34 protein-coding genes are annotated in these 18418 nt (G+C 51.5%); all 34 read left to right on the forward strand.

Annotation, left to right across the window (positions count from 1 at the left end):
• The first annotated feature begins 185 nt into the window (after positions 1 to 185).
• A complete protein-coding gene (rpsJ, locus tag ETR37_RS04150; protein ID WP_008881945.1) occupies positions 186 to 494 on the forward strand; it encodes a 30S ribosomal protein S10 in 309 nt (102 codons plus the stop codon).
• Positions 495 to 514: 20 nt separating this feature from the next.
• Positions 515 to 1156 (forward strand): 50S ribosomal protein L3, encoded by a 642-nt coding sequence (gene rplC, locus ETR37_RS04155; RefSeq protein ID WP_011229620.1) that lies wholly within the window; start codon positions 515 to 517, stop codon positions 1154 to 1156.
• Positions 1157 to 1185: 29 nt separating this feature from the next.
• The gene (gene rplD / locus ETR37_RS04160) at positions 1186 to 1809 is read left to right on the forward strand and encodes a 50S ribosomal protein L4 (RefSeq protein ID WP_011229621.1); all 624 of its coding nucleotides are present in this window, start codon (positions 1186 to 1188) and stop codon (positions 1807 to 1809) included.
• A complete protein-coding gene (gene rplW, locus ETR37_RS04165; protein WP_011229622.1) occupies positions 1809 to 2096 on the forward strand; it encodes a 50S ribosomal protein L23 in 288 nt (95 codons plus the stop codon). Before rplD ends, rplW begins: the two co-directional genes overlap by 1 nt.
• A gap of 27 nt (positions 2097 to 2123) precedes the next feature.
• Positions 2124 to 2954: a 50S ribosomal protein L2 gene (gene rplB / locus ETR37_RS04170; RefSeq protein ID WP_011229623.1), complete on the forward strand. Its 831-nt coding sequence runs from the start codon at positions 2124 to 2126 to the stop codon at positions 2952 to 2954.
• A gap of 33 nt (positions 2955 to 2987) precedes the next feature.
• Positions 2988 to 3266, forward strand: a complete 279-nt coding sequence (rpsS, locus tag ETR37_RS04175; protein ID WP_011229624.1) for a 30S ribosomal protein S19 — start codon at positions 2988 to 2990, stop codon at positions 3264 to 3266.
• 18 nt (positions 3267 to 3284) lie between these two features.
• Positions 3285 to 3626 (forward strand): 50S ribosomal protein L22, encoded by a 342-nt coding sequence (rplV, locus tag ETR37_RS04180; protein ID WP_011229625.1) that lies wholly within the window; start codon positions 3285 to 3287, stop codon positions 3624 to 3626.
• A gap of 3 nt (positions 3627 to 3629) precedes the next feature.
• Complete coding sequence (rpsC, locus tag ETR37_RS04185) at positions 3630 to 4286, forward strand: 30S ribosomal protein S3 (protein WP_011229626.1); 657 nt, start codon at positions 3630 to 3632, stop codon at positions 4284 to 4286.
• Positions 4287 to 4288: 2 nt separating this feature from the next.
• Positions 4289 to 4714, forward strand: coding sequence for a 50S ribosomal protein L16 (rplP, locus tag ETR37_RS04190; RefSeq protein ID WP_011229627.1), 426 nt, complete (start codon positions 4289 to 4291; stop codon positions 4712 to 4714).
• On the forward strand, positions 4714 to 4914 hold the full coding sequence (gene rpmC / locus ETR37_RS04195; RefSeq protein WP_011229628.1) for a 50S ribosomal protein L29: 201 nt from the start codon (positions 4714 to 4716) through the stop codon (positions 4912 to 4914). The genes rplP and rpmC overlap by 1 nt, the downstream gene beginning before the upstream one ends.
• 24 nt (positions 4915 to 4938) lie before the next feature.
• A complete protein-coding gene (gene rpsQ / locus ETR37_RS04200) occupies positions 4939 to 5202 on the forward strand; it encodes a 30S ribosomal protein S17 (RefSeq protein ID WP_011229629.1) in 264 nt (87 codons plus the stop codon).
• Between the two features lie 49 nt (positions 5203 to 5251).
• On the forward strand, positions 5252 to 5620 hold the full coding sequence (rplN, locus tag ETR37_RS04205) for a 50S ribosomal protein L14 (RefSeq protein WP_011229630.1): 369 nt from the start codon (positions 5252 to 5254) through the stop codon (positions 5618 to 5620).
• Between the two features lie 36 nt (positions 5621 to 5656).
• Positions 5657 to 5968, forward strand: a complete 312-nt coding sequence (gene rplX / locus ETR37_RS04210) for a 50S ribosomal protein L24 (RefSeq protein WP_020754510.1) — start codon at positions 5657 to 5659, stop codon at positions 5966 to 5968.
• A 27-nt stretch (positions 5969 to 5995) separates the two neighbouring features.
• Positions 5996 to 6535 (forward strand): 50S ribosomal protein L5, encoded by a 540-nt coding sequence (rplE, locus tag ETR37_RS04215; RefSeq protein ID WP_012820489.1) that lies wholly within the window; start codon positions 5996 to 5998, stop codon positions 6533 to 6535.
• Positions 6536 to 6564: 29 nt separating this feature from the next.
• Positions 6565 to 6750, forward strand: a complete 186-nt coding sequence (locus ETR37_RS04220; RefSeq protein ID WP_003247599.1) for a type Z 30S ribosomal protein S14 — start codon at positions 6565 to 6567, stop codon at positions 6748 to 6750.
• A gap of 33 nt (positions 6751 to 6783) precedes the next feature.
• Positions 6784 to 7182: a 30S ribosomal protein S8 gene (rpsH, locus tag ETR37_RS04225; RefSeq protein WP_012820490.1), complete on the forward strand. Its 399-nt coding sequence runs from the start codon at positions 6784 to 6786 to the stop codon at positions 7180 to 7182.
• 32 nt (positions 7183 to 7214) lie between these two features.
• Complete coding sequence (rplF, locus tag ETR37_RS04230) at positions 7215 to 7751, forward strand: 50S ribosomal protein L6 (RefSeq protein ID WP_011229634.1); 537 nt, start codon at positions 7215 to 7217, stop codon at positions 7749 to 7751.
• A gap of 33 nt (positions 7752 to 7784) precedes the next feature.
• Complete coding sequence (gene rplR, locus ETR37_RS04235; protein WP_011229635.1) at positions 7785 to 8147, forward strand: 50S ribosomal protein L18; 363 nt, start codon at positions 7785 to 7787, stop codon at positions 8145 to 8147.
• A gap of 19 nt (positions 8148 to 8166) precedes the next feature.
• Positions 8167 to 8667 (forward strand): 30S ribosomal protein S5, encoded by a 501-nt coding sequence (gene rpsE / locus ETR37_RS04240; protein ID WP_011229636.1) that lies wholly within the window; start codon positions 8167 to 8169, stop codon positions 8665 to 8667.
• Between the two features lie 13 nt (positions 8668 to 8680).
• On the forward strand, positions 8681 to 8869 hold the full coding sequence (gene rpmD, locus ETR37_RS04245; protein ID WP_011229637.1) for a 50S ribosomal protein L30: 189 nt from the start codon (positions 8681 to 8683) through the stop codon (positions 8867 to 8869).
• Positions 8870 to 8893: 24 nt separating this feature from the next.
• Positions 8894 to 9334: a 50S ribosomal protein L15 gene (rplO, locus tag ETR37_RS04250; RefSeq protein WP_013143982.1), complete on the forward strand. Its 441-nt coding sequence runs from the start codon at positions 8894 to 8896 to the stop codon at positions 9332 to 9334.
• Positions 9334 to 10626 (forward strand): preprotein translocase subunit SecY, encoded by a 1293-nt coding sequence (gene secY / locus ETR37_RS04255; RefSeq protein ID WP_011229639.1) that lies wholly within the window; start codon positions 9334 to 9336, stop codon positions 10624 to 10626. The genes rplO and secY overlap by 1 nt, the downstream gene beginning before the upstream one ends.
• 43 nt (positions 10627 to 10669) lie before the next feature.
• The gene (locus ETR37_RS04260) at positions 10670 to 11323 is read left to right on the forward strand and encodes an adenylate kinase (protein ID WP_033005170.1); all 654 of its coding nucleotides are present in this window, start codon (positions 10670 to 10672) and stop codon (positions 11321 to 11323) included.
• On the forward strand, positions 11320 to 12087 hold the full coding sequence (gene map / locus ETR37_RS04265; protein WP_129446925.1) for a type I methionyl aminopeptidase: 768 nt from the start codon (positions 11320 to 11322) through the stop codon (positions 12085 to 12087). The genes ETR37_RS04260 and map overlap by 4 nt, the downstream gene beginning before the upstream one ends.
• A gap of 95 nt (positions 12088 to 12182) precedes the next feature.
• The gene (gene infA / locus ETR37_RS04270) at positions 12183 to 12401 is read left to right on the forward strand and encodes a translation initiation factor IF-1 (protein WP_011229642.1); all 219 of its coding nucleotides are present in this window, start codon (positions 12183 to 12185) and stop codon (positions 12399 to 12401) included.
• Positions 12402 to 12437: 36 nt separating this feature from the next.
• Positions 12438 to 12551, forward strand: a complete 114-nt coding sequence (gene rpmJ, locus ETR37_RS04275) for a 50S ribosomal protein L36 (RefSeq protein WP_011229643.1) — start codon at positions 12438 to 12440, stop codon at positions 12549 to 12551.
• A gap of 20 nt (positions 12552 to 12571) precedes the next feature.
• Positions 12572 to 12937, forward strand: a complete 366-nt coding sequence (gene rpsM / locus ETR37_RS04280) for a 30S ribosomal protein S13 (RefSeq protein WP_015373728.1) — start codon at positions 12572 to 12574, stop codon at positions 12935 to 12937.
• A 25-nt stretch (positions 12938 to 12962) separates the two neighbouring features.
• On the forward strand, positions 12963 to 13352 hold the full coding sequence (gene rpsK, locus ETR37_RS04285; protein WP_011229644.1) for a 30S ribosomal protein S11: 390 nt from the start codon (positions 12963 to 12965) through the stop codon (positions 13350 to 13352).
• A gap of 150 nt (positions 13353 to 13502) precedes the next feature.
• Positions 13503 to 14447 (forward strand): DNA-directed RNA polymerase subunit alpha, encoded by a 945-nt coding sequence (locus tag ETR37_RS04290; RefSeq protein ID WP_011229645.1) that lies wholly within the window; start codon positions 13503 to 13505, stop codon positions 14445 to 14447.
• A 100-nt stretch (positions 14448 to 14547) separates the two neighbouring features.
• Positions 14548 to 14910, forward strand: coding sequence for a 50S ribosomal protein L17 (rplQ, locus tag ETR37_RS04295; protein WP_011229646.1), 363 nt, complete (start codon positions 14548 to 14550; stop codon positions 14908 to 14910).
• Positions 14911 to 15027: 117 nt separating this feature from the next.
• On the forward strand, positions 15028 to 15867 hold the full coding sequence (locus ETR37_RS04300) for an energy-coupling factor ABC transporter ATP-binding protein (protein WP_011229647.1): 840 nt from the start codon (positions 15028 to 15030) through the stop codon (positions 15865 to 15867).
• A complete protein-coding gene (locus ETR37_RS04305; protein ID WP_129446926.1) occupies positions 15843 to 16712 on the forward strand; it encodes an energy-coupling factor ABC transporter ATP-binding protein in 870 nt (289 codons plus the stop codon). Before ETR37_RS04300 ends, ETR37_RS04305 begins: the two co-directional genes overlap by 25 nt.
• Complete coding sequence (locus tag ETR37_RS04310) at positions 16709 to 17506, forward strand: energy-coupling factor transporter transmembrane component T family protein (RefSeq protein WP_060788515.1); 798 nt, start codon at positions 16709 to 16711, stop codon at positions 17504 to 17506. Before ETR37_RS04305 ends, ETR37_RS04310 begins: the two co-directional genes overlap by 4 nt.
• A gap of 12 nt (positions 17507 to 17518) precedes the next feature.
• Positions 17519 to 18295 (forward strand): tRNA pseudouridine(38-40) synthase TruA, encoded by a 777-nt coding sequence (truA, locus tag ETR37_RS04315; RefSeq protein ID WP_015373731.1) that lies wholly within the window; start codon positions 17519 to 17521, stop codon positions 18293 to 18295.
• Positions 18296 to 18418: the final 123 nt, after the last annotated feature.

An 18418-nucleotide genomic window follows, 5' to 3' on the forward strand; every position in this document is an offset into this window, starting at 1 on the left:
GTGTGGGAAAAGCAAAGAAATCACTTGCAATCTTGCTTACATACCAGTATAATATCAAATGTTGGTCTTTGACTGCGATGAAGCGGAAGGTTGCTGACACACCCGGCCGCTTTGCCACGGCGGTGTGCAGGAAATTTCCGTGGAGAAGTCTATTTTCAAAATAGGCGAAGAAGGAGGGAAACCAAATGGCAAAAGAAAAAATTCGCATTCGTTTAAAAGCTTACGATCATCGAATTTTAGACCAATCGGCGGAGAAAATTGTGGAAACCGCAAAACGTTCCGGGGCAAAAGTGTCGGGGCCGATCCCGTTGCCGACGGAAAGAACGGTGTATACGATCTTGCGTGCCGTTCATAAGTACAAAGACTCCCGTGAACAATTCGAAATGCGGACGCATAAACGTTTGATCGACATCATCAACCCGACTCCGCAAACGGTTGATTCGTTAATGCGTCTCGATTTGCCGTCGGGCGTTGATATTGAAATTAAACTTTGATCGACTGGGAGGTGTGACACATGACGAAAGGAATCTTAGGAAGAAAGATCGGTATGACGCAAATATTTGCGGAAAATGGCGATTTGATTCCGGTAACCGTCATCCATGCGACGCCGAACGTCGTCCTGCAAAAGAAAACGATCGAAAACGACGGTTACGAAGCGATCCAATTAGGTTTTGAAGATATTAGCGAAAAACGCGCCAATAAACCGCAAATTGGCCATGCTGCCAAAGCGAACACGGCACCTAAGCGCTTCATTCGTGAAATCCGCGGCGCCAACATCGATGAATATGAAGTTGGCCAAGAAGTGAAAGTTGACATTTTCAGCGAAGGCGAAATTGTCGATGTCACGGGCATTTCGAAAGGGAAAGGTTTCCAAGGGGCGATCAAACGCCACGGTCAATCACGCGGACCAATGGCTCACGGTTCCCGTTATCATCGCCGTCCGGGTTCGATGGGGTCCATCGCGCCAAACCGCGTTTTCAAAACGAAAAACTTGCCGGGCCGCATGGGCGGTGAGCGCGTGACGATCCAAAACTTGAAAATCGTGAAAGTGGATCCGGAGCGCAACTTGCTGCTCATTAAAGGCAATGTGCCGGGTCCGAGAAAAGGCTTAGTCATCGTCAAAAGCGCCGTGAAAGCGGCGAAGAAGGCGAAATAACATCCGGCCAAGAAAGGAGGAACTACGTAATGCCAAAAGTAGCATTATACAACCAAAACGGTCAGACGGTCGGCGAAATCGAGTTGAACGACGCCGTTTTTGGGATTGAACCGAATAAGCATGTGTTGTTCGAAGCAGTGATTATGCAACGCGCCTCGATGCGTCAAGGAACGCATAAAACGAAAAACCGCGCTGAAGTGAGCGGCGGCGGCCGCAAGCCATGGCGCCAAAAAGGGACAGGACGCGCCCGTCAAGGTTCGATTCGCGCTCCGCAATGGCGCGGCGGCGGTACGGTCTTTGGTCCAGTTCCGCGCAGCTACAGCTACAAACTTCCGAAAAAAGTTCGCCGTTTAGCGATCAAATCGGCATTGTCTTCGAAAGTGCTCGAAAACGACATCGTTGTATTGGATCAATTGTCGCTTGAAGCACCGAAGACGAAGGAAATGGTCAAAATTTTAAACAATCTCTCAGTGGATCGGAAAGCACTCATTGTGACCGACGAGCTGAATGAGAATGTATATCTGTCGGCGCGCAACATTCCTGGCGTCAAAGTGGTGGCAGCCAACGGCATCAATGTGCTCGATGTGCTCAACCATGACAAACTCGTCATTACGAAGGCGGCCGTGGAGAAAGTAGAGGAGGTGCTTGCATAATGAAAGACCCTCGCGACATTATTAAGCGCCCCATCATCACGGAAAATACAATGAATTTGATCGGGCAAAAAAAATATACGTTTGAGGTCGACGTCAAAGCGAACAAGACGGAAGTGAAAGACGCCGTCGAGAAAATTTTTGGCGTTAAAGTAGCCAAAGTGAACATCATGAACTATAAAGGGAAATTTAAACGCGTCGGCCGCTACAGCGGCTATACGAACCGCCGCCGCAAAGCGATCGTCACGCTGACGCCGGACAGCAAAGAGATCGAACTGTTTGAAGTGTAACATAAACGATGAAGGAGGGACATTCCGATGGCGATCAAAAAGTACAAACCGACATCGAACGGCCGTCGCGGCATGACGGTGCTTGATTTCTCGGAAATTACGACGGATCAGCCGGAAAAATCGCTGCTTGCTCCGTTAAAGAAAAAGGCGGGCCGCAACAATCAAGGGAAAATTACGGTGCGCCATCAAGGCGGCGGCCATAAACGCCAATATCGGATTATCGACTTTAAACGCGACAAAGACGGAATTCCAGGACGCGTTGCTACGATTGAATACGATCCGAACCGTTCTGCCAATATCGCGCTCATCAACTATGCAGACGGTGAAAAACGCTACATTATCGCGCCGAAAAACTTGAAAGTCGGCATGGAAATCATGTCCGGTCCGGATGCGGACATTAAAATCGGCAATGCGCTTCCGCTTGAGAACATCCCAGTCGGTACGCTCGTCCACAACATTGAGCTGAAACCGGGCCGCGGCGGGCAATTGGTGCGTGCAGCTGGTACGTCGGCGCAAGTGCTCGGGAAAGAAGGAAAATACGTCATCGTTCGTTTGGCTTCCGGCGAAGTGCGCATGATTTTAGGCAAATGCCGTGCAACGGTTGGTGAAGTCGGCAACGAGCAACACGAACTTGTCAACATCGGGAAAGCAGGACGCGCCCGCTGGTTGGGAATTCGCCCGACAGTTCGCGGTTCGGTTATGAACCCGGTTGACCATCCGCACGGCGGTGGTGAAGGGAAAGCGCCAATCGGACGCAAATCGCCGATGACACCATGGGGCAAACCGACGCTTGGATACAAAACACGCAAAAAGAAAAACAAATCGGATAAATTCATCATCCGTCGCCGCAAGAAATAATGAACGAGCGCAATTCAGAAGGGAGGTTCACTTATGGGTCGCAGCTTGAAAAAAGGTCCGTTTTGCGATGAGCATTTGATGAAAAAAATCGAAAAACTGAATGCAACAGGGCAAAAACAAGTGATCAAAACGTGGTCTCGCCGTTCGACGATCTTCCCGCAGTTTGTCGGGCATACGATCGCGGTGTACGATGGCCGCAAACATGTTCCGGTCTACATCACGGAAGACATGGTCGGGCACAAACTCGGCGAATTTGCGCCGACGCGCACGTTCCGCGGCCATGCTGGCGATGACAAGAAAACGAAACGGTAATGAGAGGAGGTTCTAGATATGCAAGCTAAAGCTGTTGCAAGAACCGTTCGCATCGCTCCTCGTAAAGCGCGCTTAGTCATTGACTTGATTCGCGGGAAAGAAGTGGGCGAAGCGTTCGCTATTTTGCGCCATACACCAAAAGCAGCTTCCCCGATCATTGAGAAAGTGTTGAAATCAGCAGTTGCCAACGCTGAACACAACTATGACATGGACGTCAACAACTTGGTCATTACTCAAGCGTATGTCGACGAAGGCCCGACGCTGAAACGGTTCCGTCCGCGCGCCATGGGACGGGCAAGCGCCATTAACAAACGCACAAGCCATATTACGATCGTCGTTTCAGAAAAGAAGGAGGGATAATCCGTGGGTCAAAAGGTCAACCCGATCGGTCTGCGCATCGGCATCATTCGTGACTGGGAATCGAGATGGTATGCGGAAAAAGACTATGCAGATCTGTTGCACGAAGACTTGAAAATCCGTGAATACATTAGCAAACGCCTGCAAGACGCGGCCGTCTCCCGCGTGGAGATTGAACGGGCAGCCAACCGGGTCAACGTAACGATCCATACCGCCAAACCGGGCATGGTCATCGGGAAAGGCGGTTCGGAAGTGGAAGCGCTCCGTAAAGCGCTCGCGCAATTGACCGGTAAACGCGTCCATATCAACATTGTAGAAATCAAAAAACCAGACTTGGATGCACGTCTTGTTGCTGAAAATATCGCTCGTCAGCTTGAAAACCGCGTATCGTTCCGCCGGGCGCAAAAACAAGCGATCCAACGTGCGATGCGCGCTGGGGCGAAAGGGATCAAAACGATGGTATCCGGCCGTTTGGGCGGGGCTGACATCGCTCGTTCGGAGCATTACAGCGAAGGGACGGTTCCACTCCATACGCTGCGCGCTGACATTGACTATGGAACGGCAGAAGCCGATACGACGTACGGAAAAATCGGCGTGAAAGTATGGATTTATCGTGGAGAAGTCCTTCCGACCAAGAAAAAAGCTGAGGAAGGAGGAAAATAATCATGTTAATGCCAAAACGCGTCAAATATCGCCGTGAACATCGCGGACGGATGAAAGGCCGGGCGAAAGGCGGCACGGAAGTTCATTTCGGTGAATTTGGGTTGCAAGCATTAGAATCAGCTTGGATTACGAACCGGCAAATCGAAGCAGCCCGTCGGGCGATGACCCGTTACATGAGACGGGGCGGGAAAGTATGGATCCGCATTTTCCCTTCCAAACCGTATACGGCAAAACCGCTTGAAGTGCGGATGGGTTCTGGTAAAGGGGCGCCGGAAGGCTGGGTCGCCGTTGTCAAACCAGGCAAAGTGATGTTTGAAGTGGGCGGTGTTTCTGAGGAAGTGGCACGTGAAGCATTGCGTCTCGCTTCTCACAAACTTCCGATCAAATGCAAATTTGTAAAACGTGAAGAAACTGGTGGTGAAGCGTAATGAAAGCGAAAGAAATCCGTGAGTTGACCACTGCCGAGATCGAACAAAAAATTAAAGCGTTGAAGGAAGAATTGTTCAACCTTCGCTTCCAACTGGCCACAGGTCAATTGGAAAACACGGCGCGCATCCGCCAAGTGCGCAAAGACATCGCCCGCATGAAAACGATTATTCGCGAACGCGAGCTCGCTGCCAATAAATAATGTGTTTGAGAGGAGGTTTGTGGAATGAGCCAACGCAATCAACGCAAAGTGTACGTCGGGCGGGTTGTATCGGACAAAATGGACAAAACGATCACCGTGTTGGTCGAAACGTACAAAAAACATCCGCTGTACGGCAAACGCGTGAAATATTCGAAAAAATATAAGGCGCATGATGAACATAACATCGCGAAAGTCGGCGATATCGTGAAAATTATGGAAACTCGCCCGCTGTCGGCCACAAAACGCTTCCGCTTAGTGGAAGTCATCGAAAAAGCGGTTGTTCTGTAATCGTTCTTCACTTAGTTCGGAGAGATAATTCCGAAAGGAGGTTTCGTCGATGATTCAACAAGAATCTCGCTTGAAAGTAGCTGATAACTCTGGTGCACGCGAAGTGCTTGTCATTAAAGTGCTCGGAGGCTCGGGTCGCCGCTATGCGAACATCGGCGACGTCGTTGTGGCGACGGTCAAAGATGCGACACCAGGTGGCGTTGTTAAAAAAGGTCAAGTCGTGAAAGCAGTTGTTGTTCGTACGAAACGCGGGGTGCGCCGTCCGGACGGTTCGTACATCCGCTTTGACGAAAACGCCTGCGTCATCATCCGCGATGACAAAAGCCCGCGCGGCACGCGGATTTTCGGACCGGTTGCCCGTGAATTGCGCGATAAAGACTTCATGAAAATCATTTCTTTAGCTCCGGAAGTTATTTAATGGAACGGAACAGCGTTTCAAGGAGGTGCGAATGCGATGCATGTAAAAAAAGGCGATAAAGTGCAAGTAATCTCCGGCAAAGACAAAGGCAAGCAAGGCGTCATTCTGGCGGCGTTTCCGAAGAAAAACCGCGTCATCGTCGAGGGCGTCAATATTGTGAAAAAGCATGCGAAACCGTCGCAAGCGAACCCGCAAGGCGGCATCATTGAGAAGGAAGCGCCGATCCATGTTTCGAAAGTCATGCCGCTCGACCCGAAAACGGGTGAACCGACGCGCATCGGCTACAAAATGGTCGATGGCAAAAAAGTGCGCTATGCGAAAAAATCCGGCGAGATTTTGGATAAATAACCGTGACGCAGGAAGGGAGGTACTTTTATGAACCGCCTGAAAGAGAAGTATGTAAACGAAGTCGTACCTGCTCTCATGAGCAAGTTCAACTATAAATCGATCATGCAAGTGCCAAAAATCGAAAAAATCGTCATCAACATGGGTGTCGGCGATGCGGTGCAAAACCCGAAAGCATTAGACAGCGCCGTTGAAGAGCTGACGCTGATCGCCGGTCAGCGTCCGGTGGTAACGCGTGCGAAAAAATCGATCGCCGGCTTCCGTCTTCGTCAAGGGATGCCAATCGGTGCGAAAGTGACGCTGCGCGGCGAACGGATGTATGAGTTTCTCGATAAGTTGATTTCGGTCTCGCTTCCGCGCGTGCGCGACTTCCGCGGCGTATCGAAAAAGTCGTTTGACGGCCGCGGCAACTATACGCTCGGCATTAAAGAACAGCTCATTTTCCCTGAGATTGACTACGATAAAGTGAACAAAGTGCGCGGCATGGACATCGTGATCGTCACAACGGCCAACACGGATGAAGAAGCTCGTGAACTGCTGGCGTTGCTCGGCATGCCATTCCAAAAATAATGATCCCATAACGCAAGGGAGGCGAAATCGTGGCTAAAAAATCGATGATCGCGAAACAAAAACGGACGCCGAAGTTTAAAGTGAGAGCGTACACCCGTTGCGAGCGCTGCGGCCGCCCGCACTCGGTCTATCGCAAATTCAAATTGTGCCGTATTTGTTTCCGTGAGCTCGCATACAAAGGTCAACTTCCAGGCATCAAAAAAGCCAGCTGGTAATCAACCCATTGATTGGGAAGGAGGTAAAACATAATGGTGATGACAGATCCAATTGCTGATATGCTGACTCGCATCCGCAATGCGAATATGGTGCGTCACGAAAAGCTCGAAGTCCCGGCTTCGAAAATCAAGCGGGAAATCGCGGAAATTTTAAAGCGCGAAGGGTTTATTCGTGATTATGAATATATCGAAGACAACAAACAAGGCATTCTCCGCATCTTCTTGAAATACGGTCCGAACAACGAACGTGTCATTACCGGGCTGAAACGCATCAGCAAACCCGGCTTGCGCGTTTACGTCAAAGCCCATGAAGTGCCGCGCGTCTTAAACGGCTTAGGGATCGCGATTCTTTCGACATCGCAGGGCATCTTAACAGACAAAGAAGCACGGCAAAAAGGCACGGGCGGCGAAGTAATCGCCTACGTTTGGTAATCTATCTGCTCAAGAATGGAGGTGTTTTTGACATGTCACGTGTCGGCAAAAAACCAATTGAAATTCCTGCCGGTGTCACCGTTACGGTCAACGGCAACACGGTTACGGTCAAAGGGCCGAAAGGGGAGCTGACCCGCACGTTCCATCCAGATATGACGATCACGGTTGAGGGCAATGTCATCACGGTTACGCGTCCAAGCGATGAAAAACATCATCGCGCGCTCCATGGCACGACGCGCAGCTTGCTCGCCAACATGGTCGAAGGCGTTTCGAAAGGTTATGAAAAAGCGCTCGAACTCGTTGGTGTCGGGTACCGGGCGTCGAAACAAGGGAAAAAGCTTGTATTGAGCGTCGGTTATTCTCATCCGGTAGAAATTGAGCCGGAAGAAGGCCTTGAAATTGAAGTGCCATCCCAAACGAAAATCATCGTCAAAGGGGCAGACAAACAGCGCGTCGGCGAACTGGCCGCCAACATTCGCGCGGTTCGTCCGCCAGAGCCGTATAAAGGCAAAGGCATCCGCTACGAAGGTGAACTTGTGCGCCTGAAAGAAGGCAAAACTGGTAAATAACGCGGCATAGCGAAGCGAAAGGAGTGACATTCGATGATCACGAAAGTGGACCGAAACGCGGTTCGGAAGAAAAGACACGCGCGCATCCGCAAAAAAATCTTCGGCACGGCTGAACGTCCGCGGTTGAGCGTGTTCCGTTCCAATAAACATATTTACGCGCAAATTATCGATGATACAAAATCGTCAACGATCGTCAGCGCCTCGACGTTGGATAAAGAGTTTGGCTTAGATTCGACGAACAACATTGAGGCAGCGAAAAAAGTCGGCGAACTTGTCGCCAAACGTGCGTTGGAAAAAGGCATTAAAAAAGTCGTGTTCGACCGTGGCGGATATTTATATCACGGACGGGTAAAAGCATTGGCAGACGCCGCCCGCGAAGCCGGCTTGGAATTCTAATTACAAAGGAGGGACAACGATGCGTCGTATCGATCCAAACAAACTTGAATTGGAAGAACGTGTAGTCGCGGTCAACCGTGTAGCAAAAGTCGTGAAAGGCGGACGTCGCCTGCGCTTTTCAGCTCTCGTCGTCGTCGGCGATAAAAACGGCCATGTCGGATTTGGCACCGGAAAAGCACAAGAGGTTCCAGAAGCGATCCGCAAAGCGATTGAAGATGCGAAGAAAAACTTAATTGAAGTGCCGATCGTCGGCACAACGATTCCGCATGAAGTCATCGGCCATTTCGGTGCCGGGGAAATCATTTTGAAACCCGCTTCCGAAGGTACCGGGGTCATCGCTGGGGGTCCGGCGCGTGCTGTATTAGAGCTGGCGGGCATCAGCGACATCTTGTCGAAATCGATCGGTTCCAACACGCCAATCAACATGGTGCGCGCAACGTTTGATGGGCTGAAACAATTAAAACGCGCCGAAGACGTAGCGAGATTGCGCGGCAAAACAGTCGAGGAACTGTTAGGATAAGGAGGGAACGATCATGGCAAAAAAACTGGCGATTACCCTCACGCGCAGCGTGATTGGCCGTCCGGAAGACCAACGCGTTACCGTCAGAACGCTCGGTCTGCGAAAAATGCATCAAACGGTCATCCACAATGACAATCCTGCGATCCGCGGGATGATCAACAAAGTGGCCCACCTTGTCAAAGTCAAAGAAATTGAAGAATAATGAATCATAAGGAGGTGCTTTGCCATGAAACTTCATGAACTAAAACCAGCGCCGGGATCCCGAAAGAAAGCTGTGCGCGTCGGCCGCGGGATCGGTTCGGGCAACGGCAAAACGTCCGGCCGCGGTCAAAAAGGTCAAAATGCCCGCTCAGGTGGAGGAGTTCGTCTTGGGTTTGAAGGCGGTCAAACTCCGCTGTTCCGCCGTTTGCCGAAACGAGGATTTACGAACATCAATCGGAAAGAGTATGCGGTTGTGAATCTGGAAAAACTGAATCGTTTTGAAGACGGAACGGAAGTAACGCCGGAATTGCTTCTTGAGACGGGCGTCATCAGCAAGTTGAAATCGGGTGTGAAAATTTTGGGCAAAGGCCAAATCGAGAAAAAGCTGACGGTCAAAGCGCATAAGTTCTCGGCATCGGCGAAAGAGGCCATTGAGGCGGCTGGCGGTAAAACTGAGGTGATTTAATGTTTCGGACAATCTCCAACTTTATGCGCGTCAGTGATATTCGAAACAAAATTATTTTCACTCTTCTTATGTTGATCGTGTTCCGCATTGGAACGTTCATCCCTGTTCCGGGCGTGAACGCGGATGTGTTAAAACTGCAAGATGAATTGAATGCATTCGGCGTCCTGAACATTTTCGGCGGCGGGGCGCTGCAAAACTTTTCGATTTTTGCCATGGGGGTTATGCCCTATATTACGGCATCGATTATCGTCCAGCTGCTGCAAATGGACGTTGTTCCCAAATTTACGGAGTGGTCGAAGCAAGGCGAGGTAGGCCGGCGTAAATTAGCTCAGTTTACCCGCTATTTCACGGTCGTGCTCGGGTTTATCCAAGCCATCGGCATGTCGTACGGCTTTAACAACTTGGCTGGCGGGATGCTCATTCGAAATCCGGGCATCGGCACGTATTTGCTGATCGCGGTTGTCTTGACCGCCGGCACCGCATTTTTAATGTGGCTCGGCGAACAGATCACCGCGAAAGGCGTGGGCAATGGCATTTCGATCATTATTTTCGCCGGGATTGTCTCAGGCATTCCGACGGTCTTGAACCAAATTTACGCCCAACAGTTTGAAAATGTCGGGGAAGATGTGTTTTTGCGCATCGTCCGGCTCCTGCTTGTGGCGTTGGCGGTCGTTGCCGTCATCGTTGGTGTCATTTACATCCAGCAGGCGTTCCGGAAAATTCCGATTCAATACGCAAAGCGGCTTGAGGGCCGAAGCCCGGTGGGCGGCCACTCGACTCATTTGCCGCTCAAAGTGAACCCAGCGGGAGTCATTCCGGTCATTTTCGCTGTATCGTTTTTGATTGCACCACCGACCATTGCATCGTTTTTTGGCACGAATGATGTAACATTGTGGATTCGCCGAACGTTTGATTATACGCACCCGGTTGGGATGATCATTTACGTCGTGCTCATCATCGCGTTTACGTACTTTTATGCGTTTGTTCAAGTCAATCCGGAGCAGATGGCGGACAACTTGAAAAAACAAGGCGGCTACATCCCAGGTATTCGCCCTGGGAAAAACACACAAGAGTACGTGACGAGAATTTTATACCGGCTGACGCTGGTCGGATCAATCTTTTTGGCGGTTGTCGCTGTGCTGCCGGTGTTCTTTGTGAACTTTGCCAACTTGCCGTCTTCCGCACGAATCGGCGGTACGAGCTTGCTTATTGTCGTCGGCGTGGCGCTTGAGACGATGAAACAGCTTGAGAGCCAGCTGGTGAAACGCCATTACCGTGGATTCATCAAATAAAGAAGGCAAGAACGGACGTCCCTTGCCGATAGGGGGAGTTAGGATGAATTTAGTGCTGATGGGGCTGCCGGGTGCCGGCAAAGGCACGCAGGCCGAGAAAATCGTAGCGGCTTACGGAATTCCGCATATTTCAACGGGAGATATGTTTCGAGCGGCGATCAAAGAAGGGACGCCGTTAGGGTTGCAGGCAAAGCAGTATATGGACCGCGGCGACCTTGTGCCGGATGAGGTGACGATCGGCATCGTCCGCGAACGGCTGAGCAAAGAGGATTGCCAACATGGTTTTTTGCTCGATGGATTCCCGCGCACGGTCGCCCAAGCAGAAGCGCTTGAGAGGTTGCTTTCGGAAATCGGGCGCAAGCTTGACTATGTCATCCATATCGACGTTCGCCAAGAGGTCTTAATGGAGCGCCTGACCGGCAGACGTATTTGCCGCAACTGCGGAGCAACGTACCATCTCGTTTTTCATCCGCCGGCGAAACCGGGCGTATGCGATAAATGTGGTGGCGATCTGTACCAGCGCCCCGATGATAATGAAGCAACGGTGGCCAATCGGCTTGAGGTGAATAGGAAGCAAATGAAGCCGCTCCTCGACTTTTACGAGCAAAAAGGCTATTTGCGCCACATTAACGGCGAACAGGAAATGGAAAAGGTGTTTGCTGATATTTGTGAAGTGCTCGGGGGACTTGCTCGATGATTCGTTGCAAAACCGCGCAGGAAATTGCTTTGATGCGCGAGGCGGGAAAAATCGTTTCCCTTACATTGAAAGAATTGCAAAAGCACATTCGTCCCGGGATTACAACAAAGGAACTGGACGCCATCGCGGAGGAAGTGATTCGTTCCCATGGCGCCATTCCGTCGTTTAAAGGGTATCAAGGGTTTCCAGGGAGCATTTGCGCCTCGGTGAATGAAGAGCTTGTGCACGGGATTCCCAGCGGCCGCGCATTGCGGGAAGGCGATATTATTACGATCGATGTCGGCGCGCAGTATGAAGGCTATCACGCCGACTCCGCTTGGACGTATCCGGTTGGGGAGATCGACGCCGAGACGAAACGGTTGCTTGACGTGACAGAGCAATCGCTGTACGTCGGGCTCGCCGAGGCAAAACCGGGCGCTCGTTTAACGAACATCTCCCATGCGATTCAAACGTATGTCGAAGCGCATCACTTTTCCGTTGTTCGCGAGTATGTCGGGCATGGAATTGGTCAACACTTACATGAAGACCCACAAATCCCACATTATGGGCCACCGAACAAAGGCCCGATTTTGCGGCCAGGGATGGCGCTGTGCATCGAACCGATGGTCAATGCCGGCAGCCGTTACGTGAAAACGTTGGCCGACGATTGGACCGTCGTCACGGCCGATGGAAAACGGTGCGCCCATTTCGAACATACGATTGTCATTACAGAAGATGGCTGCGAAATTTTAACACATTGTGGAAATGAGTCTCCCACTTCATAAGTGGGAAGGGGTAAACGTCTTCTCGATCATCATGGATATCACGTTCGGTTTTGCGCAACACAATGTTACTCATTCGAAGGAGGGAGAGCCGCTCGATGGCGAAAGATGATGTAATTGAAGTGGAAGGCACCGTCATCGAAACATTGCCAAATGCGATGTTTCGTGTAGAATTAGAAAATGGGCACACGGTGTTGGCTCATGTATCCGGCAAGATCCGCATGCATTTCATTCGCATTTTGCCTGGCGACCGGGTGACGGTGGAGCTGTCGCCGTATGATTTGACGCGTGGACGGATCACGTATCGATATAAATAAAAGGAATGCACTCCGTTCAATAGGGAGGTAAACAACATGAAAGTAAGACCATCTGTCAAACCGATTTGCGAAAAATGCAAAGTTATTCGCAGACGGGGCAAAGTCATGATCATTTGCGAAAATCCGAAACATAAACAACGCCAAGGGTAATTTCTAAGGAGGTGTATCATATGGCACGCATTGCAGGTGTCGATATTCCGCGTGATAAACGGGTCGTCATTTCGTTAACATACATTTATGGGATCGGCAAACCGACAGCACAAAAAATCTTAAAAGAAGCTGGCGTATCGGAAGACACGCGCGTCCGCGACTTAACGGAAGAAGAGCTTAGCCGCATTCGTGAGATCGTCGGCCGCTTAAAAGTAGAAGGCGATTTGCGCCGTGAAGTATCGCTGAATATTAAACGCTTGATGGAGATCGGCTGCTATCGTGGTCTTCGCCATCGCCGCGGATTGCCGGTTCGCGGCCAAAACACGAAAAACAATGCCCGCACGCGCAAAGGTCCGCGCCGCACGGTAGCGAACAAGAAAAAATAATTACGCAAAGGAGGTCATTTGACGAATGGCACGCAGAACAAACACTCGTAAACGCCGGGTAAGAAAAAATATTGATACAGGCATCGCCCATATCCGTTCAACGTTCAACAACACGATCGTGACGATTACGGATGTTCATGGCAACGCCATTGCTTGGGCGAGCGCTGGTTCGCTGGGGTTCAAAGGTTCGCGCAAATCAACGCCGTTTGCGGCGCAAATGGCGGCTGAAGCAGCAGCGAAAGCGTCGATGGAGCATGGCATGAAAACGGTCGAAGTGAACGTCAAAGGTCCGGGGGCTGGCCGCGAGGCAGCGATCCGTGCATTGCAAGCAGCCGGGTTGGAAATTACGGCGATCAAAGACGTCACTCCAATCCCGCACAATGGATGCCGTCCGCCAAAACGTCGCCGCGTGTAACGCCCCTGTATAGAATTTGCACCATTGTCAATAATGGGATATGATAAAGACCATGGCAGGCAAGCGTAAAGAGAGATTCATGGGGGAATGTTGTTAGGCGTGTACCGTTTGATCGGGGTCTCGACGTTTTGAAGGAGGGTATAATAATCGATGATTGAAATTGAAAAGCCGAAAATTGAAACGGTCGAACTGAGCGAAGATGCCAAATATGGCAAATTCGTCGTCGAACCGCTTGAGCGTGGATATGGTACAACCTTAGGGAACTCCTTGCGTCGTATCCTATTGTCTTCACTCCCTGGTGCAGCTGTAACATCGGTGCAAATCGACGGCGTCTTGCATGAGTTTTCAACGATTGACGGCGTCGTTGAAGATGTGACAGCTATCATTTTGAATATCAAAAAACTAGCGTTGAAAATTTATTCAGACGAAGAGAAAACGTTGGAGATTGATGTGCAGGGTGAAGGAGTTGTCACGGCTGCCGATATCACTCACGACAGCGATGTAGAAATTTTAAACCCGGACCTTCATATCGCGACGCTGGCGGAAGGCGGCCGCCTGCGCATGCGCATGACCGCCAAGCGGGGGCGCGGATATGTTCCTGCTGAGGCGAATAAGCGCGAAGACCAGCCCATCGGCGTCATTCCGATCGATTCCATTTATACGCCGGTCTCCCGAGTTTCCTATCAAGTCGAGAATACAAGGGTCGGCCAAGTGACGGACTATGACAAGCTGACCATTGATGTGTGGACGGATGGAAGCATCGGGCCGAAAGAGGCCATTTCCCTTGGAGCGAAAATTTTAACGGAGCACCTGAACATTTTTGTCGGCTTGACGGATGAGGCGCAAAATGCGGAGATCATGGTGGAGAAAGAGGATGATCAAAAAGAAAAAGTGCTCGAAATGACGATCGAGGAACTCGATCTTTCGGTTCGTTCCTACAATTGCTTGAAGCGAGCCGGCATCAACACTGTTCAAGAACTGACGCAAAAAACGGAAGAAGATATGATGAAAGTGCGCAACCTCGGCCGCAAGTCGCTTGAGGAAGTGAAAGCGAAACTGGCTGAGCTTGGCCTCAGCCTGCGCAAAGACGACTAAGTGCCGGCCTCCGCCGGCAAGCCGGAAACACACTTTCACCATATCGCTTTGATGATGACCACCATGAGGAACACATCACTTTAAAAGGGAGGGACATTTGATGTCGTACAGAAAATTAGGACGCACGACTTCGCAACGAAAAGCACTGCTTCGCGACTTGGCAACAGACTTAATCATCAACGAACGCATTGAAACGACGGAAGCGCGGGCGAAAGAACTGCGCTCGGTCATGGAAAAAATGATTACGCTCGGCAAACGCGGCGATTTGCATGCCCGCCGCCAAGCAGCGGCATTCATCCGCAAGGAGGTCGCCAACAGCGAAACCGGCCAGGATGCGTTGCAAAAGCTGTTCAGCGACATTGCGCCGCGCTACCAAGATCGCCAAGGCGGCTATACGCGCATTATGAAACTTGGTCCTCGCCGCGGTGACGGGGCGCCGATGGTCATTATTGAACTCGTGTAACGGTTTCATTTCAACAAGGGCGAGACAGTTTCGTTTGAACTGGATCTATGCCCTTTTTTTGTTTACCATCATTTAGCAGGCTGCGTTTGCAACGCGGCGAAGCAAGGGGAAACGATCATGGCCGAACCAATCTTGTCGATCGAGGGAGTGTCCTTTCGCTATCCAAATCAATCCGACTATGCGGTGCAAAACGTCAGCTTCACGGCCGAGCGCGGGGAGTGGTTAGCGATCGTCGGCCATAACGGATCCGGCAAATCGACCATCGCTCGGATGCTGATCGGCTTGCTTCGGCCGGAGCGGGGCGCCATTCGCTTGTTTGGACGCCTTTTGAACGACGCAACCGTTTGGGAGGTGCGCCGCCGCGTCGGCCTTGTGTTCCAGAACCCGGACAACCAGTTTGTCGGTGCGACCGTGGAAGACGACATCGCTTTTGCCCTTGAAAACAACGGCATTCCGCGCTTGGAAATGGTCGAGCGCATTCGCGAAGCCATTCGCCAAGTCCATATGGAGCCGTTTCTCCATTATGAGCCGCACCGGTTGTCTGGGGGGCAAAAACAGCGCGTCGCCATCGCTGGCATTTTGGCGCTCCGCCCCGATATGATCATTTTGGATGAAGCGACATCGATGCTTGACCCGCGTGGAAGGGAAGAAGTGCTTGAGACGGTGCGCCGCCTGAACCGCCAGCAGCGCATTACCGTCTTGTCAATTACCCATGATTTGGAAGAGGCGGCGAAGGCGGACCGCCTCATTGTGATGAACAAAGGCGAAGTGATGGCAGAAGGGACGCCGGAGCAAATCTTTCGGCTCGGAAGCAAGCTCGAGCGCATCGGTCTTGATTTGCCGTTTGCCGTGAAAATGGGCAGTCGCTTGCGGGAACAAGGCATTCCGCTTCGGGCTGGATATTTCACGACAGAGGAGTTGGTCGAGGAGCTATGGACATTGTATTCGAAAAAGTAGAGCATGTGTACAACGCCCGTTCACCGCTTGCCCGTCGGGCGCTCTATGATGTCAATGTCGCAATCCGAAGCGGGGCGTACGTCGCCGTGGTTGGGCATACGGGCTCAGGAAAATCGACCCTCCTTCAGCATTTAAACGGGTTGCTGCAGCCGACAAGCGGAGCGGTGAAGATCGGCGAAGAGACGATCACGAGCCATAAGCGGCCAAACCAGCTGAAACCGCTGCGCAAAAAGGTCGGGGTCGTCTTCCAGTTCCCGGAGCACCAGTTGTTTGAAGAAACGGTGGAGAAAGATATTTGTTTTGGCCCGCTCAATTTTGGCGTGCCGGAAGACGAGGCGAAGCGGAAGGCGCGGGAGCTCATTAAGCTCGTCGGATTGAGTGAAGACGTATTGGTGAGATCGCCGTTTGATTTGAGCGGAGGGCAAATGCGGCGCGTCGCCATCGCCGGCGTGCTCGCGCTCGAGCCGGAAGTGCTCGTGCTCGATGAACCGACCGCAGGCCTTGATCCGCGCGGGCGCAAAGAGATGATGGAGATGTTTTATCGCCTCCATCGGGAAAAGCAGTTGACGACGGTCCTCGTCACCCACAGCATGGAGGACGCCGCCCGGTACGCCGATGAAATCATCGTCATGCATGAAGGAACGGTATGGGGCCACGGAACGCCGGAAGAGATCTTTCGAGACGCTGACAAACTGGCTGCCATCGGTTTGAGTGTGCCGGAAACGGTCAAATTGAAACAGCAGCTCGAAAAGCGGTTCGGCGTTGTCATTCCGTCGCCATGCTTGACGTTGGAACAGACAGCGGAAGCCATCCAGCAATTGTTCGCCAAAGGTGAGCGTCCATGACGAATCATTTGATTATCGGCCAATATGTGCCTGGTCATTCCGTCATTCATCGCTTAGACCCGCGCGCCAAACTATTGATCGTGTTTGCTTACGTCCTGATCGTCTTTTTGGCGAACAATGCGGCGACGTATGCACTGCTGTCGCTGTTTGCGTTTGCCTTTGCAGCGCTGTCTCGCATCCCGTTTTCGTTCATTGCCCGCGGCTTGAAACCGATTTTATGGGTCGTTTTGTTTACATTGCTGTTGCATCTATTCATGACGAAAGAAGGAGACGTCATCTACCAAATCGGTGCGCTCTCTGTATATGAAGGCGGCATCAAGCAAGGGGTCTTTATTTCCCTAAGGTTTTTGCTCCTTGTATTGATGACGACGATGTTGACGTTGACGACGACGCCGATTGAAGTGACCGATGGCGTCGAAAGCTTGCTTGGGCCGCTCAAAAAGATGCGCGTTCCTGTCCATGAGCTCGCCTTGATGATGGCCATTTCGCTTCGATTCATTCCAACGTTGATGGAAGAGACGGAAAAAATTATGAAAGCACAGGCGGCCCGCGGCGTTGATTTTTCTGGCGGCCGTTTTTCCGAACGGATGAAAGCCATTGTCTCACTGCTTGTGCCTCTGTTTATCAGCTCGTTCAAACGAGCCGATGAGCTGGCGACAGCCATGGAGGCGCGCGGCTACCGCGGCGGGGAAGGGCGGACGAAATTCCGCCAGCTCGCTTGGAAGCCGGTGGACACCGTGTTTTTAGCGGCCGTGGCGCTGCTTTTTGCATTGCTTTGTCTATTACGATCATAGCGGAGGAAGGCCATGACAACACGGATCAAATGCATCATTGCCTATGATGGCACCCACTTTTCCGGCTACCAAATCCAGCCGGGAAAGCGGACGGTGCAAGGCGAGTTTGAGGAAGTGCTTCGGCGGATGCATAAAGGGACAAAAGTGCGTGTGGCGGCTTCGGGAAGGACGGATGCCGGCGTTCATGCCTATGGCCAAGTGATCCACTTTGATACGTCGCTTTCCCTTTCCTCGGAGCAGTGGAAAAAGGCGTTGAACGCCCAGCTGCCGGATGATATCGTCGTTCGCTTTGTACAGGAGGCCGATGCAGACTTCCACGCCCGTTTTTCGGCGAAAGCGAAAGAATACCGCTATAAAGTATGGACGGCTGCCGAGCGCGACGTGTTTCGCCGCCATTATTGCGCATGGCATCCATATTCGCTTCATATCAGCGCGATGAACGAGGCGCTTGGTTTGCTTCATGGAACGCACGATTTTACAAGCTTTTGTTCCGCCAAAACGTCGATCGAAGACCGGGTGCGCACCATGTATCGGGCTGAAGTGAAGGCCGACGGCCCGATGCTCGAGTTTCGGTTTGTCGGCAGCGGCTTTTTATACAACATGGTGCGCATTATCGTTGGCACGGTGTTGGAGATCGGTCAAGGGAAGCGTTCTCCCGCCGACATTTCGATGTTGCTTGCGGCGAAAGATCGGCGCCTCGCGGGTCCAACCGCGCCGGCCGAAGGGCTGTATTTATGGCGCGTATACTATGAGGATGAATGTTTGGACCACTCATTGGCGGATGGCTGATGGTTTTCCCCGGCTTTTTAACATCTTTCCGAAAGAAGTCTCCCACTTCGAAACGAAGTGAAAGTGGGAGATGAATTTCGGTTAGGTATAGCCTAAAGTTGTCTCTTTTTTTGTGTGTTATGA

This window comes from Geobacillus sp. PK12 (assembly GCF_004123125.1).
In the GTDB taxonomy this organism is placed as follows: domain Bacteria; phylum Bacillota; class Bacilli; order Bacillales; family Anoxybacillaceae; genus Geobacillus; species Geobacillus zalihae.